The sequence below is a fragment of the Bacillus sp. FSL M7-0003 genome, from assembly GCF_038628485.1.
Taxonomy (GTDB): Bacteria; Bacillota; Bacilli; order Bacillales; family Bacillaceae; genus Bacillus; species Bacillus safensis.
This window is the reverse complement of sequence record NZ_CP152024.1, coordinates 2657209-2677919: the sequence shown is the minus strand read 5'-3', so window position 1 is coordinate 2677919 and position 20711 is coordinate 2657209. Positions and strand designations below refer to the sequence as shown.

At 43.2% G+C, this 20711-nt stretch carries 21 protein-coding genes; 15 read left to right on the top strand and 6 right to left on the bottom strand.

Annotated elements, in window-relative coordinates; genetic code table 11:
* Positions 1–58: 58 nt before the first annotated feature.
* Positions 59–280 carry a DeoR family transcriptional regulator gene (locus MHI23_RS13695; RefSeq protein ID WP_008356419.1) on the bottom strand — a complete coding sequence of 74 codons (222 nt, stop codon included), beginning with the start codon at positions 278–280 and terminating at the stop codon, positions 59–61.
* Between the two features lie 370 nt (positions 281–650).
* On the bottom strand, positions 651–1949 hold the full coding sequence (locus MHI23_RS13690) for an NCS2 family permease (protein WP_024424875.1): 1299 nt from the start codon (positions 1947–1949) through the stop codon (positions 651–653).
* Positions 1950–2043: 94 nt separating this feature from the next.
* Here MHI23_RS13690 and pepV point away from each other — a divergent pair, with 94 nt between their 5' ends.
* On the top strand, positions 2044–3444 hold the full coding sequence (pepV, locus tag MHI23_RS13685; protein WP_234107308.1) for a dipeptidase PepV: 1401 nt from the start codon (positions 2044–2046) through the stop codon (positions 3442–3444).
* Positions 3445–3473: 29 nt separating this feature from the next.
* Entirely contained in the window at positions 3474–4100 is a 627-nt protein-coding gene (locus MHI23_RS13680) for a Type 1 glutamine amidotransferase-like domain-containing protein (RefSeq protein WP_234107307.1), read from the top strand.
* Positions 4101–4148: 48 nt separating this feature from the next.
* Here the strand turns inward: MHI23_RS13680 and cysK are convergent, their stop codons facing one another.
* Positions 4149–5081: a cysteine synthase A gene (cysK, locus tag MHI23_RS13675; RefSeq protein WP_170871294.1), complete on the bottom strand. Its 933-nt coding sequence runs from the start codon at positions 5079–5081 to the stop codon at positions 4149–4151.
* Between the two features lie 91 nt (positions 5082–5172).
* Between cysK and thpR the strand changes: the two genes are divergently transcribed.
* From thpR to MHI23_RS13655, 4 genes are all read left to right on the top strand, one after another.
* Positions 5173–5724 carry an RNA 2',3'-cyclic phosphodiesterase gene (gene thpR, locus MHI23_RS13670; RefSeq protein WP_234107306.1) on the top strand — a complete coding sequence of 184 codons (552 nt, stop codon included), beginning with the start codon at positions 5173–5175 and terminating at the stop codon, positions 5722–5724.
* A 25-nt stretch (positions 5725–5749) separates the two neighbouring features.
* Entirely contained in the window at positions 5750–6685 is a 936-nt protein-coding gene (locus MHI23_RS13665) for a hypothetical protein (protein WP_311164406.1), read from the top strand.
* A 48-nt stretch (positions 6686–6733) separates the two neighbouring features.
* Positions 6734–7663, top strand: coding sequence for a YegS/Rv2252/BmrU family lipid kinase (locus MHI23_RS13660; RefSeq protein WP_311164404.1), 930 nt, complete (start codon positions 6734–6736; stop codon positions 7661–7663).
* A 284-nt stretch (positions 7664–7947) separates the two neighbouring features.
* Positions 7948–8748 (top strand): phosphotransferase family protein, encoded by an 801-nt coding sequence (locus MHI23_RS13655; protein WP_024424868.1) that lies wholly within the window; start codon positions 7948–7950, stop codon positions 8746–8748.
* On the opposite strand, the gene MHI23_RS13650 is transcribed toward MHI23_RS13655, so the two are convergent.
* The gene (locus tag MHI23_RS13650; protein ID WP_024424867.1) at positions 8745–9020 is read right to left on the bottom strand and encodes a YtzH-like family protein; all 276 of its coding nucleotides are present in this window, start codon (positions 9018–9020) and stop codon (positions 8745–8747) included. The two genes, MHI23_RS13655 and MHI23_RS13650, sit on opposite strands and share 4 nt — an antisense overlap.
* Before the next feature lie 188 nt (positions 9021–9208).
* Here MHI23_RS13650 and trmB point away from each other — a divergent pair, with 188 nt between their 5' ends.
* The 3 genes from trmB to MHI23_RS13635 all read left to right on the top strand — a co-directional run bounded on the left by trmB (position 9209) and on the right by MHI23_RS13635 (position 12587).
* Positions 9209–9850 carry a tRNA (guanosine(46)-N7)-methyltransferase TrmB gene (trmB, locus tag MHI23_RS13645; protein ID WP_024424866.1) on the top strand — a complete coding sequence of 214 codons (642 nt, stop codon included), beginning with the start codon at positions 9209–9211 and terminating at the stop codon, positions 9848–9850.
* A 116-nt stretch (positions 9851–9966) separates the two neighbouring features.
* Positions 9967–10815, top strand: coding sequence for an MBL fold metallo-hydrolase (locus MHI23_RS13640; RefSeq protein ID WP_135032608.1), 849 nt, complete (start codon positions 9967–9969; stop codon positions 10813–10815).
* A 74-nt stretch (positions 10816–10889) separates the two neighbouring features.
* On the top strand, positions 10890–12587 hold the full coding sequence (locus MHI23_RS13635) for an NAD-dependent malic enzyme (protein ID WP_073207028.1): 1698 nt from the start codon (positions 10890–10892) through the stop codon (positions 12585–12587).
* 41 nt (positions 12588–12628) lie between these two features.
* Here MHI23_RS13635 and MHI23_RS13630 read toward each other — a convergent pair whose 3' ends face one another.
* A complete protein-coding gene (locus MHI23_RS13630; protein ID WP_339240143.1) occupies positions 12629–12943 on the bottom strand; it encodes a PepSY domain-containing protein in 315 nt (104 codons plus the stop codon).
* Positions 12944–13142: 199 nt separating this feature from the next.
* Between MHI23_RS13630 and MHI23_RS13625 the strand changes: the two genes are divergently transcribed.
* The gene (locus tag MHI23_RS13625; protein WP_024426183.1) at positions 13143–14216 is read left to right on the top strand and encodes a M42 family metallopeptidase; all 1074 of its coding nucleotides are present in this window, start codon (positions 13143–13145) and stop codon (positions 14214–14216) included.
* A 46-nt stretch (positions 14217–14262) separates the two neighbouring features.
* Here the strand turns inward: MHI23_RS13625 and MHI23_RS13620 are convergent, their stop codons facing one another.
* On the bottom strand, positions 14263–14709 hold the full coding sequence (locus MHI23_RS13620) for a YtoQ family protein (protein ID WP_024426182.1): 447 nt from the start codon (positions 14707–14709) through the stop codon (positions 14263–14265).
* Positions 14710–14909: 200 nt separating this feature from the next.
* Between MHI23_RS13620 and MHI23_RS13615 the strand changes: the two genes are divergently transcribed.
* The 5 genes from MHI23_RS13615 (at position 14910) to MHI23_RS13595 (ending at position 20629) form a co-directional block, all read left to right on the top strand.
* On the top strand, positions 14910–15938 hold the full coding sequence (locus MHI23_RS13615; RefSeq protein WP_024426181.1) for a PTS sugar transporter subunit IIC: 1029 nt from the start codon (positions 14910–14912) through the stop codon (positions 15936–15938).
* A complete protein-coding gene (locus MHI23_RS13610) occupies positions 15925–16245 on the top strand; it encodes a thioredoxin family protein (protein WP_024424860.1) in 321 nt (106 codons plus the stop codon). Before MHI23_RS13615 ends, MHI23_RS13610 begins: the two co-directional genes overlap by 14 nt.
* A 20-nt stretch (positions 16246–16265) precedes the next feature.
* On the top strand, positions 16266–17078 hold the full coding sequence (locus tag MHI23_RS13605; RefSeq protein WP_149126374.1) for a DUF1444 domain-containing protein: 813 nt from the start codon (positions 16266–16268) through the stop codon (positions 17076–17078).
* 16 nt (positions 17079–17094) lie between these two features.
* A complete protein-coding gene (gene ytpR, locus MHI23_RS13600; RefSeq protein ID WP_024424858.1) occupies positions 17095–17700 on the top strand; it encodes a YtpR family tRNA-binding protein in 606 nt (201 codons plus the stop codon).
* A 196-nt stretch (positions 17701–17896) separates the two neighbouring features.
* Positions 17897–20629 carry a DNA translocase FtsK gene (locus MHI23_RS13595; RefSeq protein WP_149126375.1) on the top strand — a complete coding sequence of 911 codons (2733 nt, stop codon included), beginning with the start codon at positions 17897–17899 and terminating at the stop codon, positions 20627–20629.
* Positions 20630–20711: the final 82 nt, after the last annotated feature.

Genomic DNA, 20711 nt, shown 5'->3' with positions numbered 1-20711 from the left:
AAGAAAAGAACCGGCATATCGCCGGTTCTTTTTGTTATATGGACAATTCATTATACGCTTAAGATGATATTTTTACTTTTTTTCTCGTTGTTTCCCATTTGCCTCTGCTTGGACTATGAACAAGATCGTTATAGGCAAGCACGTTTAAGTCTCTTTGAATGGTTCTAGGTGTGATCCCGAATTCATCAACCAGCTCTTGTGTCGTCACAAGACCTTTCTCTTGAATGAACATATAGACTGATTTGATTCGAGTCATCATACGGTTTGTTGAAGGTTTCAAAAAACCACTCCCTATCAATAAGATCGGATGGACTTGACTAACCACAACTTACTACACTAAAACTGCGAAATAAGGACAAGCAACAATGGTAAATGTTCGTGTTTCTTAATGTTTTATTCTATTATACACGTTATTATGCATCTAGTTCCACCAAAAAGTCAACTTTACGTGTTTTTAAACTTGTCTTCATGAAATAAAATATGGTATATATCATGATTTGAATCCGGTTACAACCCAATAATGATAAGGGATGCGATTGAAGCTGACATTTTCAAATTCCGCAAAATAATCACAGAAAATTTACAAAATAAAAAATTCAGTGAAGGCAAAAAGGCACATTCCATGTGAGGATGTGCCTTTTTTGTTTCTGTTATCCTTCTAAGAAAAAGAGCTGAATGAAAAATAAGACCGCAAAGATGAGAACAAGCACATGTACTTCTCTCCATTTCCCTTTTGCCAATTTCACAAGCGGATATGAAATAAATCCAAGTGAAATTCCTGTAGAGATACTAGAAGTCAGCGGCATCGAAAGAATAACAAGGAAAGCAGGGAATGCCTCGTCTAGTTCGTTCCAGCGAATGCGTGACACCGAGTTCATCATCAAGCAGCCAACAATGATTAAAACAGGTGATGTGATCGATGGTAAAGAAGAAATAGCTTGAACGAGCGGGCCAAAAAATAATGCCACAATAAACAGTGCAGCGACCGTTAAAGACGTCAGCCCAGTTCTTCCGCCAGCAGCTACTCCTGATGATGATTCAATATAAGCAGTGGTTGGGCTTGTACCAAACATAGAACCAACCGTCGTTGCAGCAGAGTCAGCAAGCAGGGCTCTGCGCACTTTTGGCAGCTGGCCATTTTTCATTAATCCTGCTTGTTCGGCAACGCCGATCATCGTGCCTGTTGTATCAAAAATCGTCACCAGTAAAAAGGAGAAGACGACAGCATACAAATGATGAGAGAACACGTCACCAAAGGCAGCGATTGGATTTGTAATCAGCATGCCTTCAGGCAGTGCAGGGATGTCCATCAGTGTTTTAGGGAAATGAAGCTGGCCGGTTGCGAGCGCAATCAATGTGGTCGCTAACATGCCGATAAACAGTGCACCATTTATTTGAAGCACCATTAAAATAACCGAAATCATTAAGCCGACAAGCGTTAAAATGACAACAGGCGAGCTTAAATTGCCAAGCTTCACAAGGTTTTCTGGATCAGCAGCGATGATCCCAGACTGACGAAGGCCGATAAATGCAATGAAAAGCCCGATTCCTGCTGTAATACCGTACTTTAAATTATCTGGAATGGCTTGAATCAGTTGTTTTCTAAGGGATGTTAACGATAAAATAATAAAGAGTATACCAGCAACAAATACCGCACTAAACGCTGTTTGATAGCTGATGCCGCCACCGCCGACAACGGTAAAGGTGAAATAGACATTCAGCCCCATGCCTGGTGCAATGGCAATCGGATAATTTGCAAATAGTGCCATCCAGAGCGTACCGACAACAGCAGCGATGATTGTTGCAGTAAAGACTTGGTCAAAAGGAATACCTGCTTTTGAAAGAATTCCTGGGTTGACGGCAACAATATAGACCATAGTAAAGAATGTCGTCATACCAGCGATTATTTCTTTCTTTATGTTGGTTTGATTTTCTTTTAACTGAAACATAAAATCCTCCATTTACGAACATTATTACAAAACAATTAATATAATATTCGTTTTAAGGGTGGATTGCAACCTTTTTTCAAGGAGGAATGGAAAAATGAATTGGGAAGCTGAAGTAATACGAAAAAAAGACGACTTAATTCAGGACACACAATCTTTTTTACAAATTGAAAGTGTCCTTGATGAAGAAGGCGGCAAAGAAGGAAAGCCATTTGGTGAAAAAGTCGATGATGCCCTGCAGTATATGCTGAAAAAAGGGGAAGACGAAGGCTTCACAGTCAAGAATGTCGACGGCTATGCAGGTCATATTGAATATGGAGAAGGCGAAGACATTGTAGGTGTGCTCTGTCATGTGGACGTGGTGCCTGCTGGCGACGGCTGGACAACCCCGCCATTTTCAGCTGACATCAGAGAAAATAAAATCTTTGCACGCGGGGCTATTGATGACAAAGGCCCAACCATGGCGGCATTTTATGCGCTGAAGATCTTAAAAGATACTGGTTTGCAGCTGTCGAAAAAAATTCGAATGATCATTGGAACAGATGAAGAAAGCGATTGGCGCTGTGTGGACCATTATTTCAAGCATGAGGCGATGCCGCAAATCGGATTTGCACCAGACGCCGATTTTCCGATTATTCATGCGGAAAAAGGGATTATTGATGCCACCCTGTCATTTACATATCAACAAACAGCGAATCATCAGCTCTATACGCTGAAGCAATTTACATCGGGTATGAGGCTCAATATGGTGCCAGATGAGGCAGCTGCTATTGTGACTGCTGCACAGGCACACGATGCTGAATTAATAAAAACAGCTTTCGAAGCCTATCTTGCTGATCATCAATTATCTGGTGAGGTAAAAAGCGCAGCGGATGGACTGCATTTTACATTAAAAGGGGTATCTGTTCATGCCATGGAGCCGGCGCATGGGACAAATGCGGGCATTCATATGGCGAATTTCTTATGCGGACACGAATTAGATGAGCAGGGACTTGCCTTTACTTCCCAAATCAACGCTTTATTTGATCAGGATACAAGAGGACAAAAGCTGGGAATTGCTTGCAAAGATGAGATTAGTGGAGATTTGACGTTAAATGTTGGGACAATCCGCTATAAACAGAATGAGGAAGCAAAGCTAGGGTTAAATGTCCGCTATCCAGTGACAGCAGACGGCAAGGACGTCAAAAAAGGAATTGAAAGCATCAAAGGGGCGGTCCTTCTAAAATTCGAAGACAGTCCTCCGCATCACGTCTCAAAAGATCATCCGCTTGTGAAAACCTTGCAGCGGGTATATGAGGAACAAACAGGAGATCCTGCAGCCCTTATTGCCATTGGGGGAGGAACGTATGCGAGATCTTTAGAAGCAGGCGTTGCCTTCGGACCTTTATTTCCTGGCAGACCAGACTGCGCCCATCAAAAGGATGAATATATTGAAATTGATGACTTACTGAGAGCAACAGCTCTTTACGCACAAGCCATGTATGAATTAGCAAAATAGAAATTGGAAAAGAGAAGAGGGGATTCAAGGTGAAAAAAATGTTCTTATGCTCTTCATTCAAAGACAGCTATTCTCTCTTATCTGACTTTGCGGGTGAATCTTTAAAAGGAAAGCGCGTGACTTTCTTTCCAACGGCAAGTGCTGTAGAAGAAGTCACGCACTATGTAAAGGCAGCGAAGGAAGCCTTTCAGCAATTAGGGATGCAAATTGAGACTGTGCAGATAGATGAACAGTCCGCTGAAGAGATCGCACAGATGATCAAACAAAATGATGTGATCTACGTTTCAGGAGGCAACACTTTTTATTTATTGCAGGAGTTAAGAAAGCATCGTCTCGATGACGTGTTGAAAGAAGAAATCCACAACGGCAAGCTGTACATCGGAGAATCTGCGGGGAGTATCATCATGGCGCCAAGCATTGAATACATCTCCCTGATGGATGAACAAAAGAAGGCGCCGGAGCTTTCATCATTTCAAGGTGCCAATGAAATAAGCTGCTATCCGGTACCGCATATGCATAATGCCTATTTAGGCGAGGCTGCGCAGCAAATCACAGAGAAGTATCAGCAGACGCTCGATTTATGTCCGCTTACTGATGAACAGGCTTTACTGATCAGAGGGGAACAGGCTGAGGTGAAATCAGTCAAAATATCTTAACCGTGAAATGAAGAAAAAGGAACAGGGATTCATCGCCCTGTTCCTTTTTTAATCTTGAAAAACATCACTTGATAAGTATCGTTCGCCCGTATCTGCTGTCATACAGATCACAATTTGATCTGCCGGCAATTGCTTGGCTGTTTCAATGGCTGCATAGCAAGCCGCCCCAGAGGATGGGCCTACTAAAATTCCTTCAAGCTTAGCAAGCTGCCGTGTGATGTGATAAGCATCTTCGTCACTTACTTGCACGATGTCATCATAGACGTGCTCGTTTAAAATATGGGGGATAAATCCTGGGCTTGTGCCAACGAGTTTATGCTTCCCAGGTTTCCCGCCAGATAAGACAGGGGAACCCTTAGGCTCTGCCACACGGATGGTTAAATGAGGGAATGCCTTTTTTAATTCCTCTCCAGTTCCTGTAATAGTACCGCCAGTTCCAGCTGTTGCGACAAAGGCGCCAAGGGGCTGTCCAAGTTGTTTCACAGCTTCCATAATTTCGACTGCTGTTGTGCCTCTATGTGCATCTGGGTTCGCTCTATTGTCAAACTGCATGGGAATAAAGCTATGAGGAATTTGAGCAGCCAGTTCCTCAGCCTTTCGGATGCAGCCTGGCATTTTTTCTTCTCCTGGGGTTAAGACGACCTGCGCCCCGTATGCCTTCAAAATATTGATTCTTTCCTTTGTCATCGTATCAGGCATGACAAGGATGGCTTTGTAGCCTCTTGCGGCGGCATTCATGGCTAAACCAATCCCTGTATTCCCGCTCGTAGGCTCAATAATGGTTGCTCCTTTTGTGAGTTTCCCTTGTTTTTCTGCTTCGACGATCATATTGTAAGCCGCGCGGTCTTTTACACTTCCGCTAGGATTAAATGATTCCAGCTTTAAGTAAACAGCCGCCGCATTTTCTGGCTGGAGCCGCTGTAATTTGACAAGCGGTGTATCGCCAATCAGCTCAGCTATATTTTGTGCAACTTTCATCAGATGACACCCTTTCTTCTCATTCCGCATTTCTTTAGTTATACTATCATCAATGGGGATTCGTAAAGTTTGTTAAAAAAGGACAGGTGATATTGTGTCAGAAAACCGTCATTATTTTATAGGGATTCACATCCCTGAACAACTTGCGCATCAAATCAAACAAGACATTGATCAAAGGAGCGGACTGTTCTTTCAAAAATGGACAGCACCACATGATTATCATGTGACCCTTATCTTTTTAGGCGCCATTCCAGAAGAGCGTTTAAAAAAGATCATCCAGCTGCTTGACATCCTTTCAAATGAAGCGTCTGCATTTCCACTAGAGCTGAATGAGGTAGGGCAGTTTGGTGCGAAGGAACGCCCAAGAGTCTTTTTTGCAAAGCCTCAGGAAAGTGAGCCGCTCATGCATTTAAGAGAAAAGGTAAAGGAAGCCGTCTTGGCAGCAGGACACCCTGTTGAAAAGAGATCGTTTCATCCGCATATGACGATTGCGCGCAAATGGAATGCGGATGACCCTTATGAAAAGCAAGCACCTTTACGCAAAGAGCCATATGTGATGGAGGTTTCTCGTATCACTTTATTTGAAATACGTCCGAAGGAAACCCCTCGTTATCACGCAATCAAACAATTTACACTACATAAATGATTCTAGAAGTTGGAGTGAGCAGCAGATGGCGCAAATTATCAAAATTCAAGATTATATATCACGATATGAACAAGACCCGCATCACTATATCAATCAATTCAATCGGTTGAAAAAACAAAGATGGGACGAGTTAAAAAAGGCTTCAAAAGAGGAGGCGCAGCAACCGTTTGATCAAATTCCTCAACAAGCGCCAGAACAAGAGGAAGAAAAGAGAAAGAAATTCTCCTTAAAGAGAAAGCAAAAAGAAGCCGATATGAAAAAGGAACGGGACCTGAGTCTTTTTAACGAGCCGACAGATATAGAGCAAGGGGTTTTCAGAAACGTTCCTACCGATGAAACGAAGCTGATTCACTTTTTTAAGGATCATCTCTTTGAAGTGCAATTAAAATGGGCGAGTTCGACGATTTCACATATTTCAACCGTTTCCCATCATATTCGGTATGATGAAAAGCTGCGGATGCTTGCAAGGCAGCTTCCGGATTCTTATTTTGTGATGTACAAGCCGGTGCTGCTCATTCAAAAAGCTGAGATGGAATTATGTCCGATACTCATCACGCCGCTCGAAGTGATCTGTTTATCCTTCTTAGAGGCCGAGCCAGACAGCGTCTATATTGGAACGAAGGAACGTTTTTGGGAAAAACGGGCGACTGGGAAAGCTGTACAGTCTGTCTTGAATCCTTGTGCAAGCCTTTTGCGCTCTGGCACCGTCGTGTCAAAGATCTTACAGCAAAGTGGTGTAGACCTTCCTGTGAAAAAAATCCTCATCAGCCGAACCTCTTATATTGATTTACCTGAAGTTCCATATGGGATGGAGGTTATCGATAAGAAGAAGGCAGAAGAGTGGTTTGAAAAGCAGCGGAAAAATACGGCGCCGACAAAGTATCAGCAATTTAAGGCGACAAAGGCATTGCTTGCTTATGGTGAATCAGACAGCAAAAGAAGACAGGAATGGCTCGATTAAAGGCATGATGGAAGGTCACGAAAAATGACACCTGAGTGGAGCTAATATATGAATGAATGGTACTTTATCGTTAATCCAGAAGCAGGACATGGAAAAGGACTCCGCACATGGAGGAGCATAGAGAAAGAATTACAAAAGGTGGAGGTCTCTTATCGATCATTTCTCACCCAGCATGAAGGCCATGCCGAAGTTTTGGCAAGACAAATCAGTGCCATGCAGGATGACAGGCTGAAGCGCTTGATTGTTATTGGCGGTGACGGCACCATTCATGAAGTACTGAATGGCTTAAAGGAAATCGATCATGTGCAGCTTAGTTTTGTCCCTGCTGGTCATTGGAATGATGCTGCGAAGGGTCTCGGTATCCATCGTCATGATGTCCTAAAAGAAGTGAGAAAGCAAAAGAGAATGCTCACCAAAACATTTTCTCTCGGCTCCTTTCAAGATCATGCCGAAAGTCCGCAATCTGTTCTCTTTCTCAATCATATCGGTGTGGGGTTTGACGCACATGTACTGAGGAAAACGGTGCATTTTAGAGGGAAGAAGTGGCTGAAACGGCTGGGGCTTGGCTTTATCATCTATCCTCTGTCATTTCTCCATTCTTTATGGTCGTTTAAGCCGTTTGATCTTGCGCTATTTATTGAAAATGAGAAGAAAGTCTTTCGCCAAGTGTGGTTTGTGATCGTATGTAATCACCCGTATTATGGGGGAGGGCTGGAAGCAGCGCCGGAAGTGAGTGCAAGGCAGCCAGGTTTTCAAACGATGGTTGTCACAGATTTGAATCCATTCAAAGTCCTTTTATTTCTAAGTGCGATGGTGTTCCGAAAGCACCTTGGGATGAAGGGGGTTACCCTGTTTCAGCATGAGGAAGCGTACTTAGAAGCAGAAGAAAAAATCTTATTTCACGCAGATGGAGAAGTGATCGGCGCAACGCCTGTCTTTGTAAAGGCCAGTGAACGATCCTTAAAATTACGTGCTTAAATAACTTGCGGTATATCCGCAGGCAAAGAACCGTGAAAAAAGCCTTCTTTTTCATAAGGTTCTTGTCCTGATTTTTTAGTTTTGCTTGACGAGTATAAGAAGGTAACGATAAAATCTATAGGACGGCTATTGTTTAGCATCTCATTCTCAATAGCTGTCCTTTTTGTTTTTATGATCATATAAATAAAAAAAGAAACAGCCAATTGATCCTCAATCGGCTGAATTTTGTCGACTAAAAAAGCAAGATTTAAAATATTTTAAGAAATGATGGGTTGAAAATTGATATGAACTGGTTGGGACAAATATTAGGTAGCGAATGGCACATCTCTCCGGCTGGAGGCGCTACGGGAGATGCGTACTTCGCAACACACAATGACCAAAAGCTATTTTTAAAACGCAATACGTCACCGTTTCTTGCGGTTTTGTCAGCTGAAGGCATTGTGCCGAAGCTTGTCTGGACAAAACGGATGGAAAATGGAGATGTGATTACTGCACAGCACTGGCTGAGCGGCAGAGAGCTGAAGCCAAAGGACATGAATGATCGTCCTGTAGCAGAGCAGCTAAGAAAAATTCATACATCAAAAGAATTGCTCGATATGCTGAAACGATTAGAGAAGCACTCTCTAGACCCAGAATCCATTCTGATGCATCTGAAACAGTCCATATTAAACGAGCAAATTGATTCACAAGACATTTCGCGTGCCATCCAGTATTTAGAGAAGCATGTGGAGGCTGTCCATTTTGAGGACAAGGTCGTCTGTCATTGCGATCTCAATCATAATAATTGGCTGCTGACAGATGAAAACCAGCTCTATTTGATCGATTGGGATGGGGCGATGATTGCAGACCCAGCGATTGATCTTGGACCGCTTTTATACCATTATGTTGAGGAAGAGAACTGGGAAAGCTGGCTCTCTATGTACGGCGCCCCGCTGACGGACAATTTGCGAAAGCGCATGGCGTGGTACGTGCTCGCTGAAACCGTATCGTTTGTCGTTTGGCATAAACGAAAAGGGAATGAAAAGGCGCAAAAAGAAGTACAAGCGGAGCTAAATGCACTCTTAAAACGGTTAAACATCCATTAAGACAGTGGAATGTTCTCGACCCACTCAGACAGATGTGATTGATGCTCCTCAATATGTGCATCAATTGAACTGACAGAGGTGCCCTTTTGGCTGTAATCATAAATATCTGTTAACAGCTGACGAATGTCAGCATCCAGATCTTCTTTTGCCAGCATTAATTGAATCACGCGTCCCACCTGTTCATATTCTGCAACAGTCCCGCAGCAATCCAGCTGGTGATCGGTTAAAATATCTTTGATTAATTGAAGCTGATGTTGACGGTTTAAACCCATACAAATGCTCCTTTCCTGCGTGTCATTTATGAGGTTAAACTGTGCATTCAGCGTCCAATTTATACATGCGGCAGACCAGCTCAAGCGAAGGGCTGGTCTTTTTATATGGACATAGAAGATGCTGTCTTGCGGGTCTTTATGTTTCATGGTATCTTGATAAAATGTAAAGAAAATAGAGGTGTATCAAATTGAGAATGCGACATAAACCATGGGCTGATGATTACTTAGCTGAGAATGCTCATATTGCTTTAGCAAGTCCCGAGCAATATAAAGGGAAATGGCATGAGCTGTTTGGAAATGATCATCCAATCCATATCGAAGTTGGGACAGGAAAAGGGAGCTTTATTGCTGGAATGGGCAAGCTTCATCCTGATATCAACTATATTGGCATTGAATTATTTAAAAGTGTCATTGTGACAGCAGTAGATAAAATCAAAGAGACAGATGTTGAAAATGTAAAGCTTTTGAACATCAATGCTGAGACGCTGACAGATGTGTTTGCGGAAAATGAGATTGACCGGGTATATTTGAATTTCTCTGATCCGTGGCCAAAAGCAAGACACGAAAAGCGCAGATTGACGTTTAAAACCTTTTTAGAGCGATATGAACATATTCTTCGTCCAGGCGGTGAATTACATTTCAAAACAGATAACCGCGGGTTATTTGAATATTCCTTAAAAAGTTTTTCTGCATATGGTCTTCTTTTAACGTATGTCAGCCTAGATTTACATGAGGACGGCTTAGAAGGAAACGTGATGACTGAATATGAAGAGAAATTCTCGTCTATGGGACAACCGATCTATCGTTCAGAAGTCAAATTCCCAGAATAACAAGTGATATCAAGCTGGCTGCAAAGAAAAATGGCAGCCAGCTTTTTTTATGAAAAGATTGGTGCATGCGATTTTTGGCTGTATTTGCTACGATAGAAAAAGGAGGGATGACAGCAATGGAGACAATGAAAATAGGTGAAATGGAACTGTTTTGGTTAAATGGGGGAGATACGCACATGGACGGCGGTGCGATGTTCGGTGTCGTGCCAAAGCCATTATGGTCAAAAAAATACCCAGTAAATGACCGCAATCAAATTGAATTACGATGTGATCCAATTCTTATTCGGTGGAACGGTCTTCATCTGTTAGTGGATTCCGGCATCGGTTCAGGGAAGCTGACAGATAAACAAAAACGCAATTACGGCGTCACAGAGGAAACCAAATTGGAAGAATCTCTAGCGGCGCTTGGCCTGCGCCCATCAGATATTGATTACGTATTAATGACACATCTGCACTTCGATCATGCCAGCGGATTAACAAAACGTGAAGGCGATAAGCTTGTGTCTGTTTTTCAGCAGGCAAAAATCATCACATCGAAAATCGAATGGGATGAAATGAGAGCGCCGAACATTCGCTCAAGAAATACATATTGGAAAGAAAACTGGGAGCCTGTAGCAGACCAAGTGGTCACATTTGAAGAAAGCATCGAAGTGACAGAAGGCATCGAGCTGCATCATACAGGCGGACACAGCAATGGTCATAGCATTTTAACGCTCACAAGTGAAGGTGAAACAGCGATTCATTTAGCTGATATCATGCCAACACATGCTCATAAAAATCCACTTTGGGTTTTGGCATATGATGATTACCCAATGACCTCGATTCCAGCCAAGCAAAAGTGGCAGGCATTTGCAGAAGAAAAAAATGCGTGGTACTTGTTTTATCATGATGCCATTTATCGTGCTGTAAAATGGGACGAAGACGGGCAAATCACACACGAAATCAAAAGAGAAACAGGAAGATAAAAGATCATCTGTATGTTTTTTTCGCCTTTCACACAAAATAACGACAAAATGAACTTGTGAAAGGAAGAGTGCAGGTGAACCAATTTTATCGTGTACATGGTGATGTGATCGAAACACCATTAAGAGGGATGGAAGTCATGTCAGTCCCTTATTTAAACAAAGGGGTTGCATTTACAAAGGAAGAGCGGGAGGAGCTCGGGTTAAAGGGATTTCTTCCGCCTAAGGTCTTAACCTTAGAGGATCAGGCAAAGCGTGCATATGAGCAGTTCAAGGCACAGCCGGATGATCTAGGGAAAAATGTGTATTTAACATCACTTCATGATAGAAATGAAGTGCTTTTTTACAAATTACTTAATGAGCACTTGGCGGAAATGCTTCCAATTGTCTACACGCCGACTGTAGGAACGGCAATTCAGCGTTATAGCCATGAGTATCGAAAGCCAAGAGGGCTCTATTTATCGATTGATGATCTGGAAGGCATGGAGGAGATTTTTGCCTCTTATGGTGTCGATGAATCAATCGACTTAATCGTTGCAACTGATGCAGAAGGCATTTTAGGTATTGGAGACTGGGGCGTTGGCGGGATTGCCATTTCAGTTGGGAAACTTGCTGTTTATACAGCTGCAGCAGGCATTGATCCCAGCCGCGTGCTGGCAGTAGTGCTTGATGCCGGAACGAACCAGGAAAGTCTCTTGAATGATCCGCTTTATGTTGGAAATCAGCACTCCCGCGTTCGAGGAGAGCGCTATGATCAGTTCATTGATCAATATGTCGAGCTTGCCCGCGCTACTTTCCCAAACGCCCTCCTTCACTGGGAAGACTTTGGGACAAAGAATGCCCGTGCGATATTGGAAAAATATAAGGATCGTATTTGTACATTTAACGATGACATTCAAGGGACTGGCGCCGTTTCACTTGCTGCAGTGCTAGCATGTGCAAAAGCTTCGAAAGTTCCGCTGAAAGATCACCGTATTGTTATTTTTGGAGCGGGTACGGCAGGTATTGGCATAGCCGAGCAAATCCGTGATGCGATCGTCAGAGACGGAGTCAAAGAAGAGGAGTCCTACGATCATTTCTGGTGTATTGATAAAACGGGGCTGCTCACAGATGATTCACCTGACATTCAGCCATTTCAAAAGCCGTATGCAAGACGTTCTGACGAAGTAAAGGATTATGCCCGTAATGGTCCAAAGCATTCGATTGATCTATTAGAGGTCGTCAAGCAGGCGAAACCAACGATCTTAATTGGCACCTCGACTGTCGGAGGCGCTTTTACAGAGGAAATTGTAAAAGAAATGGCGTCACACGTGGAGCGCCCTGCGATTTTACCGATGTCGAATCCGACCCCTCTTTCAGAAGCAAAGCCGCAAGATCTGATCGAGTGGACTGAAGGACGTGCCCTTGTGACAACGGGAAGTCCATTTGCTCCTGTCGAGTATGGCGGTGTCACATATGAAATTGGACAAGCGAATAATGCCCTTGTCTTCCCAGGACTTGGTCTAGGCACAATTGTGTCAAAAGCCAGGTTGATGACAGACAGTATGTTTGTTGCGAGTGCTGAAGCCATTGCAAGCATGGTCAATGTTGGGAAGCCGGGTGCAGCGATGCTGCCAAGTGTCGATCAGCTTCGAACCGTTTCAGCGACAGTGGCCGTCCGTGTGGCGCAGGCAGCAATTGATGAAGGAATAGCAGAAGAAACGCCTGATGATCTTATTCAGGCTGTGCAGGACGCTATGTGGCATCCTGTGTACAAAAAAATCAAAGCCATATAAAAAAAGCTTCGCAAGGACACGTCTTTGCGAAGCTTTCTTGATCAAGCAACAGAATCAATGACATCCACGATCATGCCAGTTTTGGCATCAATCATCACTTCATACTGTTCAAGCTCGCCAAAGGCAGAGCGGGTGATGCCAGATTTGTACACATCAATCGTTTCACCATTTACGGTATACGGTTCTGGTACAGTATAAATCCAAGAGCCATCAATCGGGCCGCGCTGTTTAAAAACAGATTTCACAATTTTTAATGCTTTTTCAGATGAGATATACGTAGGGAAAAATACTTTCTTTGCAACAATTGCAGCGGCTACGCCAATACTCGCACCAATCAGAACATGTTTTAACTTCAACGTGCTGCACCTCCGTATTGCTGTTTTTTCCATTATACAAAACTTGTCCATTGATGTTAAGGAATCCGAATACTTGAAAGCATATTCAAAATTTCTGGAGAGATACTTGGAAAACCGAAAGAATTCTTATAGTATAAAGTGAGTGTTATTTTTATAGGAATATATATGGTCATTACATAGAAACGAGGTAAACTGTAGAATGAACGAAGAAACATTGTCGCTTTTCCGAAATTTAACAGAATTACAGGGAACTCCAGGAAATGAGCACCATGTGCGTGCTTTTATGAAAAAGGAACTTGAGAAATATTCTGATGAACTCATTCAAGACCGTCTTGGCGGAGTGTTTGGCGTACGCAAGGGGCAGGAAAACGCACCGAAAATTATGGTAGCGGGTCATATGGATGAAGTCGGATTCATGGTCTCATCGATTACGAAAAACGGGATGATTCGTTTTCAAACACTTGGCGGCTGGTGGAGTCAAGTCATGCTGGCGCAGCGTGTGGACGTCCATACCGATCACGGGCCAATTCCTGGTGTCGTCTCTAGTACACCTCCTCACCTTCTGACGCCAGAACAAAAAAGCAAGCCTGTGAAGCCGTCAGATATGCTTATTGATATTGGTGCAGACAGTGAAGAAGAGGCGAAAGAGCTTGGCGTTCGTCCAGGACAGCAAATCGTTCCTGCAACGGTTTTTACGCCAATGGCGAATCCAAAAAAGATTTTAGCGAAGGCTTGGGATAACCGCTATGGCTGCGGCCTTGCAATTGAATTATTAAAAGAATTAAAAGACGAAACACTTTCATGTCAGCTGTACTCAGGAGCAACTGTTCAAGAGGAAGTAGGGCTTAGAGGGGCTGAGGTAGCTGCGAATATGATTCAGCCAGATCTTTTCTTCGCTTTAGATGCGAGTCCTGCAAACGATGTGACAGGTGACAAAACACAGTTCGGCCAGCTTGGAAAAGGTGCACTTCTGCGTATTTTTGATCGGACAATGATTACGCACCGCGGAATGAGAGACTTTGTGCTTGATACTGCTGAGACAAACAACATTCCATATCAATATTTCGTATCACCGGGTGGTACGGACGCTGGACGTGTTCATATTTCAAACCAAGGTGTGCCTTCTGCCGTCATTGGGGTTTGCGCACGCTACATTCATACAAGTCATTCTGTTTTGCATGTGGATGATTACGCAGCGGCTAAAGAGTTAATTGTCCGCCTTGTTAAAAATTGTGATCAAAGTACAGTGGATACTATTTACCAACAAGTATAAATAGAATAGAAAAAGGCTGCTTCTTCAATGAGAGCAGCCTTTTTTCTTATTGCTGTTCAAACACATAAGATAACGCCTTGATCGCTTGGTTTACGGTTTCCACAGTGATATTTGCTTTGTTTGAGAGTTCTTTTAACGGATGGTGCAGCTCTTTTGGACGGATTAAAATAAGAGGTTTCCCTTTTGCAATCGCAGCAGATGCATCCATGGCTGTGTTCCACTGTTTATATTTCTCACCAAAGCGTGCAATGACGACATCTGCTTTGTTTAATAAAATTTCAGTACGAAAATTGTTCAAATCAGAAGCTGCATCATCTTTGAAAATGGCATTCGGCTGCTCACCTAAAATATCCTCGCCGATGTTATCTGAGCGGTCATGATTCTCCATTGGACCGACAAATGTCACTGGCAGCTTCAAAGATTGGCTTTTCTCCTTGATTTCATCACGCCACTGGCTATGAATTTCTCCAGCTAAATAGACAGTTAATTGCATAACGATCTCCTCCTTTTGTACAAACTTAGTAAAGGTTTGTCCTGTTTCTTTTCATGTTACACAAGAAGTGCTTGATAAAGCAAAAAAAATATGATTATGATATTCATGGTAGAGACTATTTTTCATCGTAAGAATACTACATATAATGGGAAGGACAGGCCTCTTCGTCTTTCCTATGAGAAAGCAGGAAGACGACGTTGATGACTTATTTGAAAAGAAAGGGGATCTCCCTTTCGCCAAAGGTGTATTTCATTGATGCACTTTCTTATATGGCTTTAGGTCTATTTGCTACATTAGTGGTAGGTCTGATTTTAAAAACAGCAGGCGGTCTGTTATCACTTTCTCTCATTGTGAAAATGGGTACGCTTGCTATGGGTCTGATGGGACCGGCAATTGGCGTAGCAGTTGCTTATCGCTTAAATGCTTCTCCATTAATCATTTTTGCAAGTGTTGTCTCAGGTGCCGCTGGAGCAGAGCTTGGGGGGCCTGCTGGAAGCTTTGCCGCAGCATTAATTGGTGTGGAACTCGGCAAGCTGGTCAGTGGTGAGACAAGAATTGATATTATTTTAACGCCGCTTGTCACCATTATCACTGGCTTTTTCACCGCTGCTTTCATCGGACCTGGGATTGAAGCCATGATGACAGGGCTCGGCAGGCTCATCATGTGGGGGACAGACCAAAGCCCGCTGATCATGGGCATGCTAGTAGCGACCATTGTTGGACTTGCCCTCAGTTCTCCAATCTCAAGTGCTGCACTTGCGCTTATGCTTGACTTAAGCGGAACAGCTGCTGGTGCTGCAACGATTGGCTGCTGTGCTCAAATGGTTGGCTTTGCTGCTGCAGGCTTTAGAGAAAATCGCTTTGGCGGTCTTGCGGCTGTCGGCATTGGAACGTCAAAATTGCAGCTTTCGAACATTGTGAAAAATCCCCTCATTCTGATTCCGCCGACGATTGCTGGTCTCATTCTCGCGCCAATTGGTATTATTGGCTTTGGGATGGTCAATAATGCGGCAGGAGCGGGAATGGGAACGAGCGGCCTTGTTGGACAGCTCATGACCCTGACCGTCATGGGGTTTCATCCATCTGTATTTTTGGCGATAGCTCTCTTGCATATCGTTGGCCCGGCAGTGATTAGTTTGGTAGTATCAGAATGGATGAGAAAGAAAGGCTATATACAATTCGGAGATTTAACCATACAAACTGGAGGAATGAAACATGAAAAAAATTGAATCAAACGAAGAATTACAAAAAGTGATTCAAGAAGACTTAACGGTATTGCTATTTTCAGCTGACTGGTGCCCGGACTGCACATTTATTGAGCCATTCTTGCCAGAGCTTGAAGCAAACTACCCAGAATTTGAGTACTTCTATGTTGATAGAGACAAGTTCATTGATACTTGCGCAGAGTGGGAAATTTACGGCATTCCAAGCTTTTTAGTCTTTAAAAACGGACAAGAGATTAACCGCTTTGTCAGCAAAGATCGTAAGACAAAGGAAGAGATTGAAGCATTTTTAACAGATTCTCTTTCTAAATAACGAAAGGAGAGTCTAAAACGATGGCAAAAATGACATCAAGACAGCTTGCGAATGAACTCAAAAGCCGTCTGACGAACGACAGCTGGTCACACCAGTTTGACCGGGAAAAAGATACGCTTCGTATTGAAGATAAACAAACAGGCAAAGGCATCACACTAGAGCTCCCGCCAATTATTGCAAAGTGGGAAGTAAAGCCTGATGAAACCATCGATGAGATCGTTTATTATGTGAAAGAAGCGCTGAGTGCGATGAAAGGCGAAGCGCAGCACATTTCAGGAAAAGAAAAGCAGATCTATCCAGTCATTCGTTCCACTTCCTTTCCTGAGGCATCAAGTGATGGAATTTCCCTCGTATTTGATGAGCATACAGCAGAAACGAGAATCTACTATGCACTTGATCTTGGAAGCACCTATCGATTAATTGATGAAAAGATGCTTCAAAAGGAAAACTGGACAAAAGAGCGAATCAGAGAAACCGCCAGCTTCAACGTCCGTTCGCTAGAAACTGTAGTGAAAATGGATGAAGTGGCAGGCAACCGGTTTTATTTCTTCCGTGCAAATGACGGATATGACGCCAGCAGACTTTTAAATGAATCGTTATTACAAGAATACGCGCAAAAAATAGAAGGACAAATGGCGATTTCTGTTCCCCATCAAGATGTATTCATCATTGCTGATGTTCGCAATGATTCAGGCTATGATATTTTAGGACAGATGTCGATGAGCTTCTTCGCCAGCGGTACGGTTCCGATTACCGCATTATCATTTTTATATGATGAGGGGAAGCTTGAACCGATCTTTATACTTGCAAAAAGCAGACCAAAACAGCAGTAGAAGGGAATTTTGAAGAATGAACGTTTTTTATAATGCAGAAGGTGTAGGCGACACACTCCTTATTTCATTGAAAGATGTGACGAGAGAAGAAGTAGGTCATGAAACGTTTGGAGATGTAGTACGAATCTTCAATCAAGAAACAAAAGAAACAACAGGCTTTAATATCTTCAATGCATCGACTTACATGAAAATTGAAGAAAACGGATCTGTCCCGCTTTCTGAAACCATTGTTCAAGATATCAATGAAATTTTAAACCGCAACGGTGTCAGTGAAACGTTGACTGTGGATCTATCACCAAAATTTGTTGTCGGCTATGTGAAGGAAAAAGAAAAGCATCCGAACGCAGATAAATTAAACATTTGCCAAGTTGATGTGGGCGATGAAACCTTACAAATCGTTTGCGGTGCACCAAACGTTGACCAAGGCCAATATGTCGTGGTGGCGAAGGTCGGTGCAGTGATGCCAAGCGGTATGGTCATCAAAGATGCTGAGCTTAGAGGCGTTCCATCAAGCGGCATGATCTGTTCAGCGAAAGAGTTAGATCTTCCAGACGCACCTGCTGAAAAAGGGATTCTTGTTTTAGATGGAAGCCATCAAGCTGGCGAACCCTTTAAAGCGTAACCTCCCATAAACGGGCACATAGGAGCGAAGAATGTGTTATACCAAAAGTCACTAAGTACGTACTTAGTGACTTTTTTTCATCTACAGACAGCATGAACAGCAAAAAGCGGCACTTTTCTCGCTTTTCTGCATGAAAAAGCAATGGTATACTAAAAATCGCCCAAGAAAACGTAAGGGGAGTTAAAGTGAGTGATAAATGATGAGTTGGTTAGATAAATTTTTTAGTGTATTTTTAGGAGAAGAAAAGAAAGAAGAAAAAGCTGCAAGACCTGAAGAAGATCTAGCTGCACCAAAGCAGCCAGCTTTTGAACCGCATAAAGAATATAAAAAAATCGAAGATACGAAAGTGTATTATGAATATCCGAAAGGGAACTTTCGCTTTCCGCTCGTTCCAGATGAACCTCAGCGCGATGGAGTGAAGCCGGAGAGAAGACGCGCCAAACCAAGCCAGTCAAAGACCAGACAAACAACCTATCAGCCTAAACAAACGCTTCAGCCTGATATGAATAAAAAGCCATTCAAGCCAGAGCAAATTCCATCACCGATCTATGGCTATCATCAGGATATGCGTCCAAAACGGGCAGATGCAAAAGAAGAAACAGCTTCAGTTCAAAGGAAAGCAGCAGAAGAAACGGCGCAGCGTGTCACACTGTTATCAGAAGAGGCAGAGCGTGAACGGAATGTCAGACAGCAAATGAACATCCCGTCAATACAGAAAGAAAAACGTATCGAGGAAATGGTTTCAGCGTCAGCAGAAGAGAGAGCAGATAAGGAGCCAGCAGTAACCCCGCATACATTACAAGAGGAACTCGCTTATCAAGATCATGTTCAATCGACGATGGAACGTTTAACTGACGAGCCTTTCATCGAGCCAGAAGAAAACGAGCCAGAAGATACTCATGAAGCTGATTTACATAAGCAGCAAGCCGAAGTCTATCAGAAGCAGCCGGTAGAGTCTGAGCCGGAACAGGCTGTTTCCAGTGATGAAGAAGAAATAAAGGACGAGTCTGTCCATCAGTTTGAAGAGCATACTGAGGAAATAGAGATGTTGACCTTCGAAACACCGGAACCTTCGAAGCCAGCGATTGAGATGGAAGTAGACATTCCAGCAGAAGAAGCAGTGTTAACAGAAAACATTTCAGCAGAACCGGTGGAAGAAGTAAAAGCTGATCCAATAGAAGACGACCAAGAAGAAGCGCCAGCGGCAGCATTTGAAGAAGCTGAGCCAGTCAAACATGACCTGCAGGAAGTACAGCTGGTCCAAGAAGCTGAAATTGAAGAAGATCAAGCGGTGCCAGTAGAACAAGTAAGAGAGGAACAAACTGCATCTGAACCGGCAGAAACGGTTATAGAGCAGACAGAGCAGCAAGAACAAACGCAGGAAGTCAAGAAAGAAGAACCAAAACAGACATCTCCGCAGCCACAACGCACAAGCGGGCAAACCTCTACGGTTCCGTTTAATGTCATGATGTTAAAAAGCGACCAGCGCGTGCAAGGGCAAAAGAAAGCAGCCGATACACAAGGGTATGTTTTTCCAAGTCTCGCCCTATTAGATGTACCGCCAGCTCAAAAAGAAGAGGACGGGACATGGGTGAAAGAGCGGGCAGAGCTGCTTAATGCGACACTTAAAAATTTCAATGTAAGAGCAAGTGTGGTTCATGTCACACAGGGACCTTCTGTGACAAGGTTTGAAGTACATCCAGAACCAGGTGTCAAAGTGAACAAAATCACGAACCTGTCAGATGATATTAAACTTAGTTTGTCCGCAAAGGATATTCGAATTGAAGCCCCGATTCCAGGAAAGAACACAATCGGGATCGAAGTGCCAAACCTGCACAGTAAAATGGTGTTCTTAAGAGAAATGATCAGAAGCAGTGCGTTTAGAGACAATCCATCTCCTTTAACAGCGGCACTCGGATTAGATATTTCAGGCCAGCCTGTCGTAGTTGATCTGCAAAAAATGCCCCATGGCTTAATTGCTGGAGCCACTGGTTCAGGAAAAAGTGTCTGCATTAATACGATTTTAGTGAGCTTAATGTTTAAAGCATCACCAGATGAAGTGAAAATGCTCTTAATTGACCCTAAAATGGTTGAATTAGCGCCGTATAATCACATTCCGCATCTTGTGAGTCCCGTCATTACCGATGCCAAGACAGCAACAGCTGCTCTGAAATGGGTAGTGGATGAAATGGAAAGACGCTATGAACTATTTGCACACTCTGGCGTGAGAGAAATTAAACGATTCAATGAGCTTGTGAAAGAAAAACAAATGGGTGAAAAACTGCCTTATCTCGTCGTGGTGATCGATGAGCTGGCTGATTTAATGATGGTCGCACCAAATGAAGTCGAAGAAAGCATCTGCCGAATTGCACAGAAAGCAAGAGCATGCGGCATTCACTTATTGATTGCGACACAAAGACCTTCTGTTGATGTCATTACAGGTCTCATTAAAGCCAATATCCCAACAAGAATTGCGTTTTCTGTTTCAAGTCAGGTGGATTCAAGAACGATCATTGACATGGCAGGTGCAGAAAAGCTTCTCGGAAAAGGAGACATGCTCTTCTTAGAAAATGGCTCCGGCAAGCCGACAAGGCTGCAAGGGAACTTTGTATCAGACCGTGAGATTGATCAAGTGGTGGCACATGTGAGAAAGCAGCGTAAGCCCGTGTTCCTTTTTGAACAGGAGGAACTAATGCTGCAAGGCTCTGCGATTACAGACGAAGATGAATTGTTTATGGATGCCTGCCGTTTTGCCATTGAGCAGAATAGCGCTAGTACATCAAGTTTGCAGCGAAGATTTAGAATTGGCTACAATCGTGCAGCCAGATTGATTGACATGATGGAGCGCGAGGGCATGATTTCTGGTGCGAAAGGCAGTAAGCCAAGAGAAGTACTCATGACACTGAGTGACTTAGAACAGTTGATCTAAACAAACCACTTCATTTTTTTCGTAAACATGGTATGATAGCACATAGGTGCAATTTTGTAATTGGACACTTTTCGCATGTCTG